This is a genomic window from Bradyrhizobium sp. LMG 9283, assembly GCF_045571415.1.
Lineage (GTDB): Bacteria > Pseudomonadota > Alphaproteobacteria > Rhizobiales > Xanthobacteraceae > Bradyrhizobium.
In genome coordinates, this window is sequence record NZ_CP120691.1 from 6,742,361 (window position 1) to 6,759,608 (window position 17,248).

General features: G+C 60.1%; 13 protein-coding genes and 1 pseudogene. 2 read left to right on the forward strand and 12 right to left on the reverse strand.

What is annotated here, in order from left to right:
• Nucleotide 1: 1 nt before the first annotated feature.
• The 6 genes and pseudogenes from P6U29_RS31675 to P6U29_RS31700 form a co-directional block, all read right to left on the reverse strand.
• The gene (locus P6U29_RS31675) at nt 2–3,439 is read right to left on the reverse strand and encodes an SbcC/MukB-like Walker B domain-containing protein (protein WP_407114257.1); all 3,438 of its coding nucleotides are present in this window, start codon (nt 3,437–3,439) and stop codon (nt 2–4) included.
• A complete protein-coding gene (locus tag P6U29_RS31680) occupies nt 3,436–4,074 on the reverse strand; it encodes a DUF4194 domain-containing protein (RefSeq protein ID WP_407114258.1) in 639 nt (212 codons plus the stop codon). The genes P6U29_RS31675 and P6U29_RS31680 overlap by 4 nt, the downstream gene beginning before the upstream one ends.
• Nucleotides 4,067–5,593 (reverse strand): Wadjet anti-phage system protein JetA family protein, encoded by a 1,527-nt coding sequence (locus P6U29_RS31685; protein ID WP_407114259.1) that lies wholly within the window; start codon nt 5,591–5,593, stop codon nt 4,067–4,069. Before P6U29_RS31685 ends, P6U29_RS31680 begins: the two co-directional genes overlap by 8 nt.
• 603 nt (nt 5,594–6,196) lie before the next feature.
• Nucleotides 6,197–7,480: a type II toxin-antitoxin system HipA family toxin gene (locus tag P6U29_RS31690; RefSeq protein ID WP_407114260.1), complete on the reverse strand. Its 1,284-nt coding sequence runs from the start codon at nt 7,478–7,480 to the stop codon at nt 6,197–6,199.
• On the reverse strand, nt 7,477–7,761 hold the full coding sequence (locus tag P6U29_RS31695; RefSeq protein WP_407114261.1) for a helix-turn-helix domain-containing protein: 285 nt from the start codon (nt 7,759–7,761) through the stop codon (nt 7,477–7,479). The genes P6U29_RS31690 and P6U29_RS31695 overlap by 4 nt, the downstream gene beginning before the upstream one ends.
• A 133-nt stretch (nt 7,762–7,894) precedes the next feature.
• Nucleotides 7,895–8,119, reverse strand: a pseudogene (locus P6U29_RS31700) (tyrosine-type recombinase/integrase); the annotation flags it as partial.
• 606 nt (nt 8,120–8,725) lie between these two features.
• Here P6U29_RS31700 and P6U29_RS31705 point away from each other — a divergent pair.
• Nucleotides 8,726–8,950, forward strand: a complete 225-nt coding sequence (locus P6U29_RS31705) for a hypothetical protein (RefSeq protein ID WP_407114262.1) — start codon at nt 8,726–8,728, stop codon at nt 8,948–8,950.
• Nucleotides 8,951–8,991: 41 nt separating this feature from the next.
• Here P6U29_RS31705 and P6U29_RS31710 read toward each other — a convergent pair whose 3' ends face one another.
• From P6U29_RS31710 to P6U29_RS31725, 4 genes are all read right to left on the reverse strand, one after another.
• The gene (locus tag P6U29_RS31710) at nt 8,992–10,041 is read right to left on the reverse strand and encodes a hypothetical protein (protein ID WP_407114263.1); all 1,050 of its coding nucleotides are present in this window, start codon (nt 10,039–10,041) and stop codon (nt 8,992–8,994) included.
• Between the two features lie 9 nt (nt 10,042–10,050).
• Nucleotides 10,051–10,695, reverse strand: coding sequence for a hypothetical protein (locus tag P6U29_RS31715; RefSeq protein ID WP_407114264.1), 645 nt, complete (start codon nt 10,693–10,695; stop codon nt 10,051–10,053).
• Nucleotides 10,696–10,987: 292 nt separating this feature from the next.
• Nucleotides 10,988–12,058 carry a ComEC/Rec2 family competence protein gene (locus P6U29_RS31720; protein ID WP_407114265.1) on the reverse strand — a complete coding sequence of 357 codons (1,071 nt, stop codon included), beginning with the start codon at nt 12,056–12,058 and terminating at the stop codon, nt 10,988–10,990.
• A 273-nt stretch (nt 12,059–12,331) separates the two neighbouring features.
• The gene (locus P6U29_RS31725) at nt 12,332–12,799 is read right to left on the reverse strand and encodes a hypothetical protein (RefSeq protein WP_407114266.1); all 468 of its coding nucleotides are present in this window, start codon (nt 12,797–12,799) and stop codon (nt 12,332–12,334) included.
• 731 nt (nt 12,800–13,530) lie between these two features.
• On the opposite strand from P6U29_RS31725, the gene P6U29_RS31730 reads away from it, so the two are divergent.
• Nucleotides 13,531–15,792, forward strand: coding sequence for a DUF2235 domain-containing protein (locus P6U29_RS31730; protein ID WP_407114267.1), 2,262 nt, complete (start codon nt 13,531–13,533; stop codon nt 15,790–15,792).
• A gap of 55 nt (nt 15,793–15,847) precedes the next feature.
• On the opposite strand, the gene P6U29_RS31735 is transcribed toward P6U29_RS31730, so the two are convergent.
• Both P6U29_RS31735 and P6U29_RS31740 read right to left on the reverse strand, forming a co-directional pair.
• Complete coding sequence (locus tag P6U29_RS31735; RefSeq protein WP_407114268.1) at nt 15,848–16,480, reverse strand: hypothetical protein; 633 nt, start codon at nt 16,478–16,480, stop codon at nt 15,848–15,850.
• Between the two features lie 91 nt (nt 16,481–16,571).
• Entirely contained in the window at nt 16,572–17,093 is a 522-nt protein-coding gene (locus tag P6U29_RS31740; RefSeq protein WP_407114269.1) for an Lrp/AsnC family transcriptional regulator, read from the reverse strand.
• Nucleotides 17,094–17,248: the final 155 nt, after the last annotated feature.

The following is a 17,248-nucleotide window of genomic DNA, read 5'->3' on the forward strand; positions in this document are numbered from 1 at the left end:
GCTACTCGGCGGCAAGGCGCGTGGCGAGCTCGTCTTCGGACATCAGATCCGGATCGATCGCCATCAGTTCGCGCTTGGCCTTTTCCTTTAGCGCGACCACGGTCGCCCTCGACTGCTCGCCGATGCGATCCACTTCCACGATCGTGTCCATGTGCTCCAGCACCGCGACCCGCTTCTCGAACGGCGCCGCGATCACGAACTGCAGCCCCAAATTCTTGTAGAAGCTCATCATCTGCCGCTGGTTCTTGCCGTCCATCTTGGAGAAGGCCTCGTCGAACATGGCAAGCGCGAACCCGGACGGCTTGCCAGTTCGCCGCTCGGCGCTGCCGTAGACGGCCGCGAGAGAGGCGCCGATGGCCACATAGATCGGTACCTGCTGTTCGGCCCCGGATCCGGTTCCGCGCCGCTGCTCCCAACGGGTCGACCGGCCTGTGGCGACGTCCTCCATGTGGATCTCGAAGGTGTAGAAGTTGCGGTAGTCCTCGAATTGCGTGAAGTCCTTCGCCGGATCCTCGAGCAGCGCCTCTAGCGCCAGGATCGTGTCCTTGTGCGGGAAGTCGTCGGGGACGTCGCCGCGGAAGAGCATGTCCAACGCCTCCGGGGACATTTTGCCAATCTCGATGATCTTCAGGATGGGTTGGAATTCCACGACCTGGGTGCGATGGAACGAGTAGCGCTCGCTGTGGAAGGGGTGGGCCTGGAGGCTGCGGTTCAGCGACTGCAGATCCCGCTCCATCTTGCCGATCCGCGAAGTCAGCGCGTTGATGAACTCTCCGCGCAGCAGCGTGACGGCCTTCTCCGCCGCTTCACGCGCCTGCCTCTCGTACTGCCGCAACTCGTTTGACTCGATGTCGTCGATCAACTGCGTCATCCAGGGCTTCACCTCCTGGAGAGGCTCGCTCTCGATGCCGACTTGGGAACTGACGCCGAACTCCCCGAAATACACCTCCAGCGCCTCGCGCACCTCCCGCTCGATCTCCCTGCGCTTGTCGTTCGCCGCCTCAACATCCTTGGCGGACTTCTCCGCAATGACGCGATGGCGTTCGACCTCGTTCTTGTGCGGCCGGGCATCGAGACGCGCCCGGTGCACCGGGCGGCCTTTCGCCACCGAGTAGAGCGAGAGGTTCTCGGCGAAGAGCGACCAAGCGATCTTCAGGTTGAGCTGAGAGCCAGGTACGTTTTCACCATCGCTCAACCTGCTTCGCGCCGTCCTCACCTCGCCGTCGTGCTTGTTGAAGGCGTCCTGCTGGGTTTTGCGCTCCGTGAGCCTTCTCTGCTTGAGTTGGTGCTGGGCCAGCTTTTTGTCCCGGAGGCCGCCGTCGCCGGCGCCGTCGAGGGCCGCAAGCCTCGCCTGCGCGTCCGCTGCCTCGGCCCGTGCTGCGGCAAATGCCCTGCCTGCGGACTTCAGATCGTTGGAAGGGGAATCACAGAGCGTCTTCAGCGCCATGAAAGCGCTGTCGGCGATTTGAGCTTCCTTTTCGGCCAGCGCCAGCGAGTCCGCCAGATCTTCGGCTCGCTCCTGCAGGGCGCGCAGCGCGCTCGACTGCGCCGCCTTGCCGATCTTGTGCTGCGACGGGTCGATCGACCGATGCGTCCGGACGAGACCGTCGTCGTAGAGGCCGTCCTTCATGATGGCGCGGCCAGGCTTATTGAACTGGTCCAGCGTGTCGGCAAGCCGCACGGAGCCGTACCGGCGCATGATGAACGAAAGCGCGTCCGGATCCTGCGTCCGGAAGATCGAGGGGAACGTTCCCCGCTCCGGCTTGGCTCTGAACTGTTCCAGCTTGTTGAGACTTACAAGGGAGGTACGGCGGAATTCGCGGCGTCCTTCCTTGAAGATTCCCGTGGCCACTCCGATCTGCGTCCGGTCGACGAACACCGCATCGCGGTCGCGGCCAAGTAGGGCCTCCGCGGCTCCTGCCCATTCGGGCTCGGCGACTTCGATCAATTCGCAAAGCACGCGCGGCGCCATTCCCTTCTGCCGAAGCCGTTGGCAGAGGAGTTTCGTATCATCCTCCAGGTGCGCTCCGGGTCCTCCGGATGCATGTTGCCGGATCCGCTCGAGGAGCTCGTTCCGCTCGCTGCGCAGCTTCGACACCTGTGCGATGATCGTCTGACGCCCCTCGTCCACTTTCGCGAGCCGCTGCGCGCCCAAGCCCGTCACGGCAGCTTCCGCGGCAGAGAGCTCCCCGGAAACTGAGGTGACGGAGCTCGTCCCTGCGGCGGCAAGGAGACTCTCAACGACGGGAATGAGATCGTCAAACCCGTGGCCCGCCATCGCGCGCAGCGGCTCCAGCCGCCGGATGGTCTCGAGCCGAGCCTTGAAATCGGACGTCGCGCGCTGCGCTGCCTGCTCGGCTACCGAGGCGCTCTGCTGCAGCGACTTCCTGCCGGTCTTGGCCTCGTGCTGGGCGATGGCCTCGGTCAGTCGTTCGATCTCGTCGTCGATCGCCTTGATGTCGTCGTCCAGGAACTTGAGTTCGCCAGTGGCGGCATCGCGCTGGGCCGTAGCCAGTCGCAGCTTGTTCCTGAATTCGCGGTTGGCGGCTCGCGCAGCGAGCCATTCCGCGCGCTTGGCGATCCACTGCTCGCGGAAAATAGCTTCGAATGTCGCCTCCAGGTTGGCCAGGATTTCCCTCAATTGCTTGAGTGCCTCCAGCTTCAGGCGCATCTTCCGGATGATATCGCTGATGTTGCGGTAGGTCTGAATCGACTCGCGCAGCTCCTTGATCCCGATCGGACTGTCCTCGAGGATGTAGTTCCGCACGAACTGAGTGGCGGTCTGATTGTGGTCGAGTGTCATGGCGTTGACGATCGACTTTTGCAGCGCGCTGGCATTCTGCTCGCCCCACGGCGAGTGCGGCAGGAGATGGCGCATGTACTCGCGGACGTAGTCGCCCGCCCGGTCGCGGTGATTGACGAAATTCGCCTCGCCGACCGCGGCGACGATCCTGGCGCGCACGTCGTCCCACTGCGCGGGGTACTGCGACTTTCCTTTTTGTTCGATGAAGTCCTTGGAGGTTAGGATCGCTCCAACCGCAACGAACAGTGCAAGCACGGTCTCTCTGGTGTCTGACTTTCGGGCCTCCAGTGCCATGCCGATGGTGACCGATGGCCTCTCTCCGTCCGCGTCTTCGAAGCCGAGCGCGATGTAGGTGCGCGCCTCGTCGCGCCGCCGCTGGTCTTCGCCGAGAGTTCCAAGACAGTAGTCGACGACGCTGCGTTTCGAGGCGCTGCGAGATTTTCCGCTGTCGCCGGCGACCGCGTTCAGGCGCAGGAAGCGGCGGCTGCCGCCCGTGAGAACGACCTGCGCCATGTCCAGGATCGTCGATTTGCCGGAGCGGTTTTCGCCGAGCACGCCGACGTGACCGGCCACTTCGATGTCGGCAACATCGAACAGATGCCAGTTCACCATCGTGAGATGGCGGAGCTCCATCATGTCTCTCCTCCCGCCCTTTGCGGGAAACGAGCCTCCTCGCTGCGGACGTAACGCTCCAGGCGCTGAAGGGCGTCACCGCCGCTGATGAGCTTGATCATCGGACGAATTCTGACCTCCCAATCCTGCTGCTCGTCGTCGAAGTCGCCGATCTCGACCAGGTTGCGCTGGGCGACCTCGCGCAGGATGTCGCGGAAACGGGCTGCGGAGATTGCCCCTCCGCCACTGTGCTGGGCCATCTCCCGATAACGGTCGAAGAGGTCGTTCAAGGTCGCCACCACGACCGCGCGATCTTCGACCGCGCCGATGTTGACCTCCTGTTGCCAATATGCCGCCAGCACCAACACCACGATGGTTTCGTCGAGCTTCATCCGGGGCAGTGGCACGTCCTCGTCCATGGCGACGATGCCTGCCCACTGCGCCTCCGGATCGCGATGTACCCGATAGCCGCAACTGTCGAAGAAGCCGTCGATCACATCGCGGAAGCGGCCGTCCATGATCGTGTTGAAGACGCTACCGGTCCTTGGGTCTCCCGCGAACACGAATTGTCGGCGCAACAGGAAGTGCAGCGCCTTCCGGAGATCGGCCGCCTTCTCGGCGCCGGAGGAATTCTCGATGCTCTCGAATTCGCTAAGCATGGACCGTCCTGCCCTTCCGGAGCGGGCCCGAACGCCGGACCACGAAGTTGGCGCACCGAAGCCAGTCGCTGTCGTGCGGCGGCGTGTCTGGACACGGCTCGAGTTCGAATCCGGCGGCGATCTGCACCGGCACTTCGCCGGTCAGCGCATAACGACGGGCGCAATCGAATGCGAGAAAGTCGTCCACGGTGTCGATCTCCATGAAGCGGGCTTCTTTGGTCGCGAAGGGAGGTACTTGCCCTTCGAGAAAGCGTCTTACGTCCTCGGGGTTCGGCGCGATGCGCGCGATGTATTCGAGACGGAGTTTCTTGCGCAGCTCGTACAGCGGATCCGATGGCGGTCCGGCGAGCGCCCTCGCCTCGACGGGACGGCGCGGCTGCCTGGTCGGCGCCTGATGATGCTCCGACCAGGGTGACCGCAGCGGCTCGACGCTCCACTCGACGCTCGCCTTGTCGTGCCGGCCGTCGCGCAGCAGCGCGTCCAAGCGACGTACCAAGTCGCCGGCCCGTCCGACGAGCCCCTGAGCTCCGCGTTCGGCGTATCTGATCGTGTTGCGGACCCGGGCCTCGAGCTGCCTGCGGAAGGTCTCGATCCGATCGAACATCTCGCCGATCTGCTCGAAGATGTTTTCGATCGCCAACAGATCGTCCGCGGCGGCCATTCGCCCGTCCTCGACATCGGACGCCATACTGGCTGCCACGTATTCCTCGGCGAGCACCTGCATGGTCTCGGGGGTGTAGGAGACCCGTCGGGCGAGGTCGACGATGGCGTCGCGGAACCGGTACGGATGGTTGACGGTCAGGATGGACTCGAAATCCTTCAACAAGAGCTGGTCGACGAACTCTTCGAAGAAGGCCTCCAGGCGAGTGCCCACGGTCTTCGACTCCATGACCGTCCGGCGGATGCGCTTCAGGTCGGCGAGAATTGCCCGCAAGCTCTTGGTGAACTGGTCGGCCTGGTTGCGCGCCTCGCGGACAGCTAGTGCGGCTTCGCGCTGCTTACGGTCGGTGATCTCGGGCGTGAGTTTTTCAACTGCCTCGAGATTGAGACGGATCTGCACGATCAGTCCGCCGAACCGCTGCGAGAGATCCTTGTTGAGACTAGCCAACCGCTGGATGACGAGGAGTGGTCCCATCGCCATGTCGACGGTGACCCTCAGACCGTATTCCTCCTCCTCGAGCCATCCCCAGGCGAGTAACCGCGCGTAGAGCTGCCGTGCCAGGGCGAGTGCTTTGTCGCCCTTCTCGGAGGCGAGCGCGACATCCGCCTTCCGGATGCGGCGGCGGCCCGCCGAGATCATTTCCGGCAGCGCGCCGAAATCATCGCCCTCGTTCCACAACGCAGGATTCGCTCGCATGACGTCGTAGATGGCGTGGACGACCTGTTGGGGCGTCGGAAACGCCGGCGCGCCCGAAAAGAAGCGCTCATGCAGGTCGAGCAGACACGCTGCGTACAGGTGTTTGTGATCGCGCGAAAAGGCCAGAAACGCGTCGTCATGCAAATGGCGGAACAAGGACAATGGGCGCTGCTCCTTGGACCGGCTTCATCCCGAAGGACTCATCAAGTCGGCCCCTAAACTCATGATATGCGGCAGAATATTGTGGTTGAGGGTCGTTTCAATAGGGTGCAACCAGGGGAATAGTTCTTACTATGTTCCTGATACGCTTTCCAGTCCCGGCGTTGTCGAGTCTCCGAAAGTCGCAGCAGGGATCCCACCGCCGCTGGCTTCAGCGGCTCTAGGCTCCCGAAGGTTCGACGGGTGTCGGCCAGCGATACTACTGCCTAGCTGTTGAAATCATTTTGCTTTCTCGACATACGTAGATTCGGCGAAGCAATTAAACGCATAGATGCAAACATTTATGCATTTTTGCTTTGCGCATCCCTCACCTCCCACCAATGATCAAATGCTCGATGAGTTGCGGACCATCTTCTTGTTCGAGGCCGACCAGGTCCTGATCAGTTCCGGATGGCGAAGGGGCAGGCCTTCATCGGATTCCCGGCTCGAGACAAGGGCGAGTAGTCCACGAGTCGCCCTCGAAGCTGGATCTATTGTTGTTTGCGGACATCACGGCCTCGTTCGAGCGGGCGTGCTGGTGCTGGTCTATTTGCCAGCCCCCAAAAGCTAGGTCCCCTTTAGAAGGCGTTCGCAGTCCTGCGCTCGTTTTGTCAAAGCTGTTGCCAATCGCTCGATAACGGCATTCTCCAACCCCTCCTTTTGCGCGCGCGCGCGGATGTCGTTCACGAGGTCGGGGATCTGCCCGGCCATGGAGATCAGGGCCCCAACGACCACATCCGCGTCAGCCCGCGTTTCGCGCGCGAACTTCTGCCATTGGCGCAGCCCAATTTGATCGAGCTTGTATTCGCCTCCGACCTTCATGGCGAGTTTGACCTTCCGCTGGTCGACGTAATCGTAAGGAAGAATGCTGGCTATGTCGTAGAGCGGTGCGAGGCGTACGTGCGGGCCGCTAGCCAGAAGCAAGGAATAGTTCTTTGCGTGAGCGTCGGAGCCTCCAATGAGCCAGTTGAAGCCCAAAGCGCTGACGAACGTCTCAAGGTCAGCCTCGCGGTCTGTCGAGTAGGTGCGTAGGAGCTCGATCACATCGGCGGGCGTTGGTCCGCCCTCGTTCTGGTATTTCTTGGTCGGGAGGATGCCCATGGCTTGGCAGATGTCCTCCTGATGCACGCGGATGATGTCGTTCCCACGGACGTGCCGATCGTAGCGTTCAACCACGATCGCGATTTCCTTTTCGAACCACATCACCTTGGTTTCAGCGGCCGGCAGCCCGAGTTCGCGCGCCAGTTGCAGGCAAATATGCTCATTCTCGGCGTGACCATCGAAGTGGCCTGTCGGCGGTTTCAGGATGTGGGTGGTCGGAATGCGTCCGGACGGAATGCCCCATCGCTTGTTCTTCAGGGTAAGAGCCGTTTTCGGCTGGGCGCCCGCAAGACTGAATTGGCCCGTGTCGCGGGGCAGACGCCAGGCAGCATGATCCTCACGCAACGCCTGAAGCCGGTTTGCTAGTTCGGGCTCGTCCAGCCATTCGATCTTGTCGTCTTTGCCTGTCTTTAGATCTTCCAGCCGATCCGGCGTTACAAACTGGACGGCTCCGGCGCAATCCTCGCCGACATTGGAAATGAGAGCAAAGACGTTGCGAGCTGAGACTTGGAACTTCTTTGCCCAACGATCGAGTACGCGCTCATTGTCCGGCAGAAGCCCCCAAAGAAAGGCCTGCACGGCGGCAGGGCCGTGTTCCTGTGCCGCGAGGGGCATGGACAGCGAGAGAGGGTAAGCTCCCGCTGATCCGCGCCAGTCGTCGTTATAGACGAAGGTCAGCCGGCTGCGGGCATCGCTGTGCACCCGGCCAACTTCATTGCCGTCCAGGAGCGCGACAAGTTCACTCGTCATGCTTTGCCCTTCTTGGCTTTGGTAACGATGGCGTTGATATCAACCGCGGAGGTTGACCCGCGGCTGGTGGGCGTTTCACTGTTTGCGTCCACAGGGATGCCGAGGACGTCGAGAGCGCGGAGGACAAGCGCCAGCTCTGCGCGCGGATGTCCGTGCTCGACCTCGATCACCCATTGACGGCTGACGCCGATGCGCTTGGCCAGTGTCGACTGGTCGAGCTTGAGGCGTTTGCGTTTGTCGCGAATGACGGCGCCGAGCTCGGCAGGTGTACGTATGAGCATGGGCAATCCAAATGTCAGCGTTCGCTTACGTTAGCGTATGTCACCATTCGCTGACAACCGAAAAAGTCATCGTTCGGCGACATTCCGAAATGTCATCGAGCGACGACATAGCTAAGAAAAAGCATCAACATTTTCAACTGCTTAAACATAAACCTAGCATTACCCGCTCCGCTGCGGCCAGTTCCGGCTGTCATCATGACGCGGCAACAGGGTGACCGTAGATATCCAGGGTCATCGCGATGCTCGAATGACCAAGGCGCTCCTGAATCAGCTTCGGCGGCAATTCGAGGCGGCCATCGACCTTGCGATTGATACACCAGCTCGCGAAGAAGTGCCGCAGTGAGTGCAGCCCGGAATATTAGGGTTTCATTCGAAGCTGCCGGGATCGATGAGCTTGCGGGAAGCACAGCTTCGTTGATGGGCTGACAGCATTGATTAGCTCCGCCAGTTCGGGATCTCTTGCAAAGCTCAATTCAACAGCATCGAGCAAAATCCGGCCTCAAAATCGAAGTGCTTGCGGTAACGAGGGGCACTTGCGGGCGGATCAGAATTGCGGGCCTGCCAAATGAATTATGGGTGAATGTAGAGTATGTACTGTCCTCGCCTGAGCCCCGCATAGCCGTCAAGACCAGAGTTGGACGAACCAAAGACACTGGGATGCGTGCATCAGGCGATCTTCAAGAATCGCGGCGCATTCGCGCCACTTCCCGCTTACGCCAGTCGGCTCGCGCGCAAGGTGTTGGCGATCGAGCGTCGGGCGATGTAAGATACGCAAGCGAACTCGCATTTTCTAGCGCGGGTCGGCTCCGTGCACGACGATCATCGCCGCGTTGCGAGCTCGGTACCATCAGGGCATCTGCAAAAAATAGCCTCTACTCACAGCGTTGAGGCCGCTGTCACGATTTCGCCTCTGGGTGATCGGCTAATTCATCAGTGTCATGCAGCGATTCGCGTGAGGCATGAGATGCCGGACTTGACGCTCTGGAACAAGCTGACTCGCAAGGAGCAGAGAATTGTCATTAAGCTGTTCGGCGGAGGTTCCACGCATGGCGACAGCCTGATCGAGACGGTCAACCTCACGCGGCTGGGTCTCGTCACTGAGAACGGTTTAACCTCGGCTGGCCTTGAGGCCTTCGTCGCTGCTTTCAAAGCGCGACGTGACGCGCGTCAGCGGGAGTTGCTGGCGTAAATCGCGCGGCGCTACCAGAACGGCAAGCCGGCTGCGAGATGCTATGTTCGGTTAGGTGGGTCGGGTGCGCTGGTGTGCTTCGGATCGCCGCGGATCTGCTGGTTTGCCGTGTTCAGGATGTAAGCATCAAGGCTTTCTCTGGCCCTCGGCTCCACAAGCCCTCGAAGCTGGTCGAACCAGGCCCTATAGCCTGCTTCGGAGACATGGGTCCACACACCGCCCAGGCTTCCGGATTGGACCGGATATCTCGATTGCGTATCGGGGGACAGCATCGAGACATCAATCCCAGTCCGAGTGCGAAGTGTCGGGACGTAGCGGAATAGCGGCTCGAGCCAACGCGTACCGTTGCGCAATACGATTTCGCCGGACCGGTCGACCTCGGCATAGTAGGAGAGAACGTAGGTCAGTCCGAGCCCGATCAGAAGGCAGGCTATTCCCGTCGCCGCGATCTGTCGCAAGCGCCGCAGCGCTGTTCCGAGCCCAGTGCGTTGGCGGATGCGGCGCGCCAGGCGCGCCGTCGGAAGGGTCATCGCCGAACTCGAGATGCCTCCCTTGATTGGCTCCTGTCTGGCGCCCTTGTGGTCGAGAACGTAGAGCGGGACCTGTTCACACAGAAAGGGAAACAATTCGGAATCAACCTCGACGCGGTCAGGGTCGATGGTCGGGCGGAACGCGTCGCCAGCGTTCAGCATGTCGATGAGGTGCGCCGTGAAGACGCCATGCTTCGCCTCATCATCCTCCCAGGTGAGCTGATCCGCGCGCGACGAAGCAATGAAGAGCCGCGCCTCGGTGCCGTCGAGAGCCTTGAAGAACTGCATTCCCGCAATTACAGCTTCCGCATAGCAGCAATCGAGTATGAAGGCACACCGACTCGCCTTTACGGAAGAGAGCAGCCGGTCCAGCTCAGCCGCTGTCGCCACCGTCATTTCACCGGCCGCGCCTGCCTGAAGGATGAATCCCGTCTTCGGCGTCGACCGGATGCCGGAGCGAAGGAAGTTCTTCCTTGCCAGGCGGCTACGTGAAACTCGTCGACATGGCCGCTTCAAAACATCGGGTCGACGTTCGCGGAAGGATGTCGTCTGGCCTGCCAATTCAACGAATCATGTTGCTGCTTTCAGAGCGAGCACGGTATTCACAAATCGAACGGCATAATTCCTTGCAGCCATTGCGCTGACTACAAACTGCGAGAGGAGTGCTGCCGCATACAGCAGCTCCGTCCTGTACGTCTGCATGGCAACAACGCCGATTCCGCCAAAGACGATCAGCAGCATGAACGCCATGCCGGCATAGTCGCGCGTCAGCAGGAACAGGCGATGGACATGCAGCACGCGCGGATCGTTTTCTACCGATTTGTAGATCTTGTACCAGAGAGCATTCTGCTCGCTCGGCGTTGCCGGGAACGGGCCCACCTTCGACTTCAGCGCGGCGACATCGATCCGCGGATCGCGATGAAGATGGTAGGAGAACGCCCGACATCCTGGCAGAGGATCGTGCCAGCGCCAGAACACCAGTCGGGCCTTGGTCTGAACATCCAGCACACCGTTGATCACACCGATGAGCACAGCCAACAATCCTGCAGGTATGAGCGCCTGCCAATGCTTGAGCATTTCTTCGTAGTCGGCCGCCAGAAGCTGATCAGTCTTCAGTGCAACAGCAAAAATGGCAATGTTGACAACCAGGATCGTGATCAGGGATGAAGTGTTCTGATCCTTGAGCGATTTCTCGTTCGACTTCTTCTCGACCATTTCATTGTTCCTGCTCACTGATGGGCTTATCCTGGCCTCTTGCGCAAACCCTTACATTTGCCTGCTTGCGAGAAGACCGGGTTTCACGAACCCTGAGCAATCAGCGTCCGCAATCAATCCAGGCAACCGCCACCTTTGCCGTGGTGTGGAATGTTCGCATGCTCCAGAGAGTGGCGCAGTGGCGGCACGATCGCCATCATCCGCTTCGTGTTCGCGACAGGAGCGACGTGCTTCACACAGTTGCAGCCGCTTGCTGCGTGTAGAGGCGCGCTGTGAAGCGAGCACAATGATCTCAGTCTTCCTGTTCGTCTGGATAGGGCAGGCACTCGGCGGGGCTGTAGCCGTCACGCTCCGGGGCATTCCTTGAGGTCTGCTTGTTGGAGCCTTCGGTCGAGATGACATGCGCTCCACGATGGTGCATGGCCCGCACAACGGATTTGCGGGGATGATCCTCGTCGGCCTCGGCCGAGCTGATCACCGCGGTGAAGGTGGTCTTGCCGTCCTGCGCCGCCTTCCTTTCGCCCAGGAGCTGATCCAGCAATTCGGTCGTAACGTTGTGGCGTCCGCCATGGTGAGGAACTTGAAACTGATCGATGCCAGGCAACGTCAACCCGACCAAGGGTGCATAATCGATGACCTCCTTGAGTCCGGTGCGTCCCGTATCGCCGGTGAGCAGGATCTTGCATTCATTGAGATAGGCATACTGAACGACGCTCATCTCGTTTTCGTTGCTTGTCTCGCCCGCCGGGAAATATTCGTCACCCCAGGCGGCCTTTGCAAGCGCGGCCGCCTCCTTCGCTACACGAACAACAGCATCGCGTGCGATCTCGAGCAGGCTTTTCTCCTCGGGGGTTTTATCTGAGGATACGACCAGATCCAGGAAGCGCGAGCGGGTCGGAGCCATCACCCGAAAAGCACCGATCGTACTGCCCTGAAATGGCTCATAAATCGGGATCCCCTTTTGAACAGCGATCTCCTCGAGAGCGACGAGATTGGAGTAGGCTTCCCTCAGCGCTTTCTCCAGTCCCTCCGCTGTTGTGAAGCGTTTGAACCGGGAGAGAAGCTCCGCGGCATAGAGCCAAGGTCGCAACATCCAGAGCGCGCCGACCTCAAAGTCTTCCAGGACTCGCTGCAGGCCTCCGGCATGATCGCCGTCGTTGTGAGTGGCAACAACATGGTCGATGCGCTTCGGATTCCCATAGTACTTGTTCAAGAAGTTGACGACCTTTTCGCCAGTTGACTGGTAACCCCCGTCGACGACATGAATGAAGGTCTGACCGTTCAACTCATAGCGGACGCAAATGGCGTCGCCGCTGCTTTTCGCTTCAACATCCAGAAAATCGATTTCGAAATAGTCGGCCAATATATTTCCTCCAAGAGCCTTCGGGACGGCTCTCTGTCTCAGGTAATTACTCATTCAACCAAGAGATGCAATATTGAGATGGATCCCTATTGATCGGCACCTGAAACTCACCGCGCCACTGAAATCCAACATGAGCGGCAGGTGCTGCGGAACGCCGACGGCTCCCGCCAGGCAGCGCCTTCGGCATCTGCAATCAGAACACCTCAACATTTGGCGAGGAGTTGATGCCGTACAGCCGGGCGCCTCAGGAAGTTTGACACCGCAGCCTGCAACTCATGTATTGACCGGCTCCCCAACTGGCAGCGGCCCAGGCGAATTCTGCATCACAGCGCAGGTTCTGCGCAGGCCTTTTTCCGTGCCGGGACGCCGTTTCTCTTCATTACTTTTGCAAAAACGCATTTTCTTTGCACACACCGGCCACATCGTGAGCAGCGCCAGCACAGTGCCGAGAATGATCGTTATGCTGAAGCCGGCCAAGCCGAAGCCGACAGGCCGCGGCAGACTATTCGTGCCGGCGAGAAGGATCACGGCTGCACCTGACAGAGACGCTCCGGCCAATGCGACATAGAGCTGGAGAATGCCGAGTGCCTGACGATCGTTGGCATGCATCAGATCGACCTGCGCCTTGTGCCGCTCCCGCGCGTCAAGGATCGCGAACCTCATATCTTCTGACGACAGGGCCATTCTCTCTCCGTAATCGGCGCGCTGCGCGCTGTAGCATCGCAGTACCTGGGTGAGCATACTCTTAATCGAGAGTTCGGTTACGCAGGGTCGTCATGAGGAAGACCAACTACGCCAGCCGGCTGAAAGTGCGCTTTGCGCAAAGCGAAATTCGAGGTCTCCGCCGGATCGGTATCGATTGTGACGCGCGCCCCGTCTCGGCACTGACAGGGCGCTGCAATAAGCGGCAGACGCACGGCGTTATGCTTGAATTCCGCATCAGAGCTGTCGTTTTCGACGGATTTCACCACAGCACCTGTGCGAGGTTGCGACGCATTTTTCGTCGAGGCTGACTAGGCTCCAGTTCTCGAAGTGTTATCCGGATCAGGCGAAGTACTTGACGGATGGGCAGCGCTAGCCCGGTGCACCGGAAAGCGCAGTTGAGTGGGCCCGCCGACTGTCGCGCTCTCGCGCGACAGTCGGCGGGCCACGGTCCTTCGTTACGAACATGCATTCTGGATTTGGCATCATCGTCGATGGGCTATCGGGCTATTTGCAGCAGCAGCTCTGAGGTGGACCGAGCCTCACATACGAAGGCCACACATCGTCGGAACGCTGCTGGCCGTAAATCCGATCGCCCGTCTGGATGTCTGCTACCGTCCGTCTGCACGCTCTCGCGCTGATCCTGGAAAGAGTCCTCTTCCGATTCTGCGGTGCATGCATTCTGTTCGCTAGACGATCCAAGGTTGATCTCCTCTTCCGGCGTGCTACGCTGATCTCGTTTGTTTTTTTAATTATCGGAGGGCCTTTGAATGGCCAGCCCCAAGATTATCATCCTGTCCGATGGTACCGGTAATGCCGCTTCAAGCGTCTGGCGCACGAACGTCTGGCGGATGTTTCAGGCGCTGGACCTGCAAGGCAACAGCCAGGCCGCGAAGTACGACGACGGCGTCGGCACCTCCTCTTTCATTCCGCTGGCCATTCTGGGCGGCGCATTCGGCTTCGGCCTCAAGCGAAATATTCTTGATGCCTACAAGTTCATCTGCCGCAACTACGACCATGAGAACCATTCGAAGATCTACCTGTTCGGCTTCAGCCGCGGCGCGTTCACCGTCCGCGTCCTCGCCGCACTCATTCTCGAACAGGGGCTCGTGATTGCTGACACTGAATCGGAACTGCACGACGGAGCGGTCAAAGCCTACAGAGCCTATCGCGCCAAGGGATATCACTCGATATGGCGCATCGAGAAACTGTTTCGAGGACTGCGCGACTACATCCTGGTACCCATCATCGACCGCATCCTGGGCAACAAGGCTTACGCGAAGATCGTTCGGCATCAGATCCCGGCCATTGAGTTCATTGGTGTCTGGGACACGGTTGCCGCCTATGGCCTGCCGATGGATGAAATGACCCGAGGTATCAGCAACTGGGTCTGGCCGCTCGAACTCCCGAACCGTGTACTCAGTCCGCGCGTGAACTGCGCCCGTCATGCGCTTGCGCTGGATGACGAGCGGACCACCTTCCATCCAGTTCTGTGGACCGAAGAAGGCGAGACCAAGCCGGCTATCCCCACGAGCATCGATGATGAACGCCTCGTCCAGGTCTGGTTCGTCGGCATGCATGCCAACGTGGGTGGCGGTTACCCCGATGACGCGGTGTCGTTCGTCCCGCTCTCCTGGCTGGTTGACGAGGCCGTCAAACGTGGCCTGATCTTCAAGACTGCGCCCTTCGCCGACCCGGACTCGATGAAGTGGATCAACTCCTCACAGGACAAGGACGGCCGCCTCTACGACTCGAGATCCGGCCTCGGCTCCTACTACCGTTACGGCCCGCGCAAGGTGTCCGACCTCTGCAATGATCCTGCCGTGGGCGTCAGGGTACAGCTGCCAAAAATCCACGAAAGCGTCTTCGACCGAATCGACAGCGGCTGCAACGCATATGCCCCGATCGGGCTGCCCCCGGAGTACGTGATCGTTTCTCGTAGCGGCAGGCTCACGCCCCTCGGACCGGCGACATTCGAAACAAGGGCTGGCGCCACCGCACGATTTGCCGCACAGGAAAAGCTCTGGAACTTCGTGTGGATGCGTCGCATCACCTATTTTGCGACGCTGGCGGCCTCGCTGCATCTCGCCGTCTTCTGGCTGTTCCACGACCGCAACAAGGAGCATGAATTCGAGTCGCCGATCAGAATGGTTTCTGAACTGGTGCGGTTCATCGAGTCCTTCCTCCCGAAATCGCTGCACTGGTGGACGGACTGGTATGCTGGCAATCCCGAATGGTTTGCCGGCGGGATCATCGCCGTGATCGTCCTGATGGCGGTCGGCAGCAGTCTCAGCGCCAGGATCAACGATCGGATGCGCATCGTCTGGCGCGATCGCGCATCCCCTCAGCCACTTTCCGGACTGATCCATGACGCCATCTACAGGTTTCGTACCAATGCGATCTATCAGTTCTTCGTCAGAGCGGGAAAGAGACACGTCCTGCCGCTCCTTCTGGCGATCGCGATAGTCTGGGTTGGAGCCACCCTGCTCAGCCATTTCCTTTTTAATGCCGCCGATTCCATGGGAGCTTTCTGCAGGAGTACGCCCGAAGACAGGCTGATCCCTGTCAACAAGGGGATCGATCAGGACGGCAGTGACTTCTCGACTTCAGCGATCTGCGCGCCCACGGGGTTGAAGGTCTTTGCGGGCCGTTCCTACGAAATCAGGATCACGGTCACCGAACCGTGGGACGACGCTGGACGCCCGGCAACGCCCGCAGGTTTCCGCACGTCGACCATCGAACTTGCAAATCGATGGAAGTTTCGGACCGCCATTCTCCTGCGGCGCATTCTGTTCAGACCCTGGTATCGTATCATTGCGCGGGTTGGTGAAACCGGCGTCGACGAATATTTCCTCGATCCCCTTCCGCTCCCGAACACGACGCCGCAGGCCTATAAGGCAACATTCAAGGCTGCGCGAAGCGGCGAACTCTTCCTCTACGTGAACGACGCTGTGATCGGCCTGCCATGGGTCTACGACAGCTTCTATGCAAACAATGGAGGCAAGGCCAAGGTAACGGTCCGAGTCCTGTGAGTCGTCAAGGCAGGGACGCTCGACCAGTCGTGCGCGTCGCGGGCCCCCGGCCGCTTCATTGACGGCCGGTCTCCGAGACGGCATGACGGCGATCAGGCGTGTTGTTCAGCAGGCCGGCAAGGCGCAGGCCTTCCAGGATTCCTTCCAGCCGCTGCTCACGGATCATCGCGGCAACCATCGAAACAGCGTCCTGCTCGTGGATCGTGAAATGTACGTCGGGCAATTGCTCAGATATCGCCTCGAACAATGTCTGCGGACTGGTGACGTGATCCCGTAGCGCACAGGCGGCGCCCTCCGCAAGGCAGGCCGCGAGATCGCCATCGATCATGCCCCCGAAACTGAAGTCATAGCGGGTACGGTCCCTGATCGATCGCCGAATCAGCTCGCTCTGCTGCTTTGCCTCCATGAAAAGCAGAAACACCGCGTCCGGCAGGTTTTCACGCGGCAGGTTCTTCAGTTCAGCGATCCGGGCGTAAATGGCCCTTCCGGCACGTTTGCTCCGCTCGAAGCGCGCCTCGGCCTCCCTGGCCTCGTTCTCGCGCAGGATTCTTGCTCGCCGCCTTCTTCCAAACATCCCTCGATTCTCCGGTTCCAGGATATACTTCGGTTCTCGCACCATGTGATAGATCAAAATGACCTGCGCAGGCAGTACCGTGCCCAGTCGTGAGCCTGCGGCCGCATCCGACATCGCTGCACGGCATTCAGGATGGGCTCAGGATTTCCGGCGCGTCATGCCGGAAGGCGTGATGCGAATCCGATTGAGGGCTGCGTTGAACGCGCTAGTCGCCGGGACCACCGTCCGTGGCAGGGACGTCCAGCACGGGAACAGAAAGACCTGTCTTGACGCGATCCATGGCGATGAAACTTCGAAACCGTTTAACATTGTTATTCCCGAAGAACAGCTGTCTGCTGAGAGCTTCGTAATCGGACATTGTGCCAACAGTGATGATCAGGATGAAGTCGACCTCGCCAGTCACATAGTAGCATTGCTGGACTTCAGGAGCTTCGCTGAAGGCACGCTTTGCCTGGTCGTGCATGTGACCAAGTTCGCTGTCCATCTCGACTTCGACAAACACGGTGATCTCGCGCCTCACGCTGGACGGATCAACAATCGCAACGTTTGCAACGATCGTTCCAGTTGCCTCCATCCGCCTGATCCGCCGCTGAACAGCCGGCGCCGAAAGCCCGACAGCTTCCGCTATTGCGCGCTGGGGAGTCTTGTTGTCCCGTTGCAGGATATCGAGAATTGCCAGATCAAAGCAATCAGGCCCACCTGTCCTCAGCTCACTCTTCTCGGCCAACCTCGTCCCTCCCTGGTCGTCCGGACGCCGGGGACCTTGCCAAGCCCCTTGTCAGAGCATCTTCTGGCTCTCCTGCCCCTGTTCCAAGGCTCAGCGAGCCAATCTTGCATAACCGGCCGCAAAATGCAGCGCTTTTATCGTCGCCAATGAGCTAT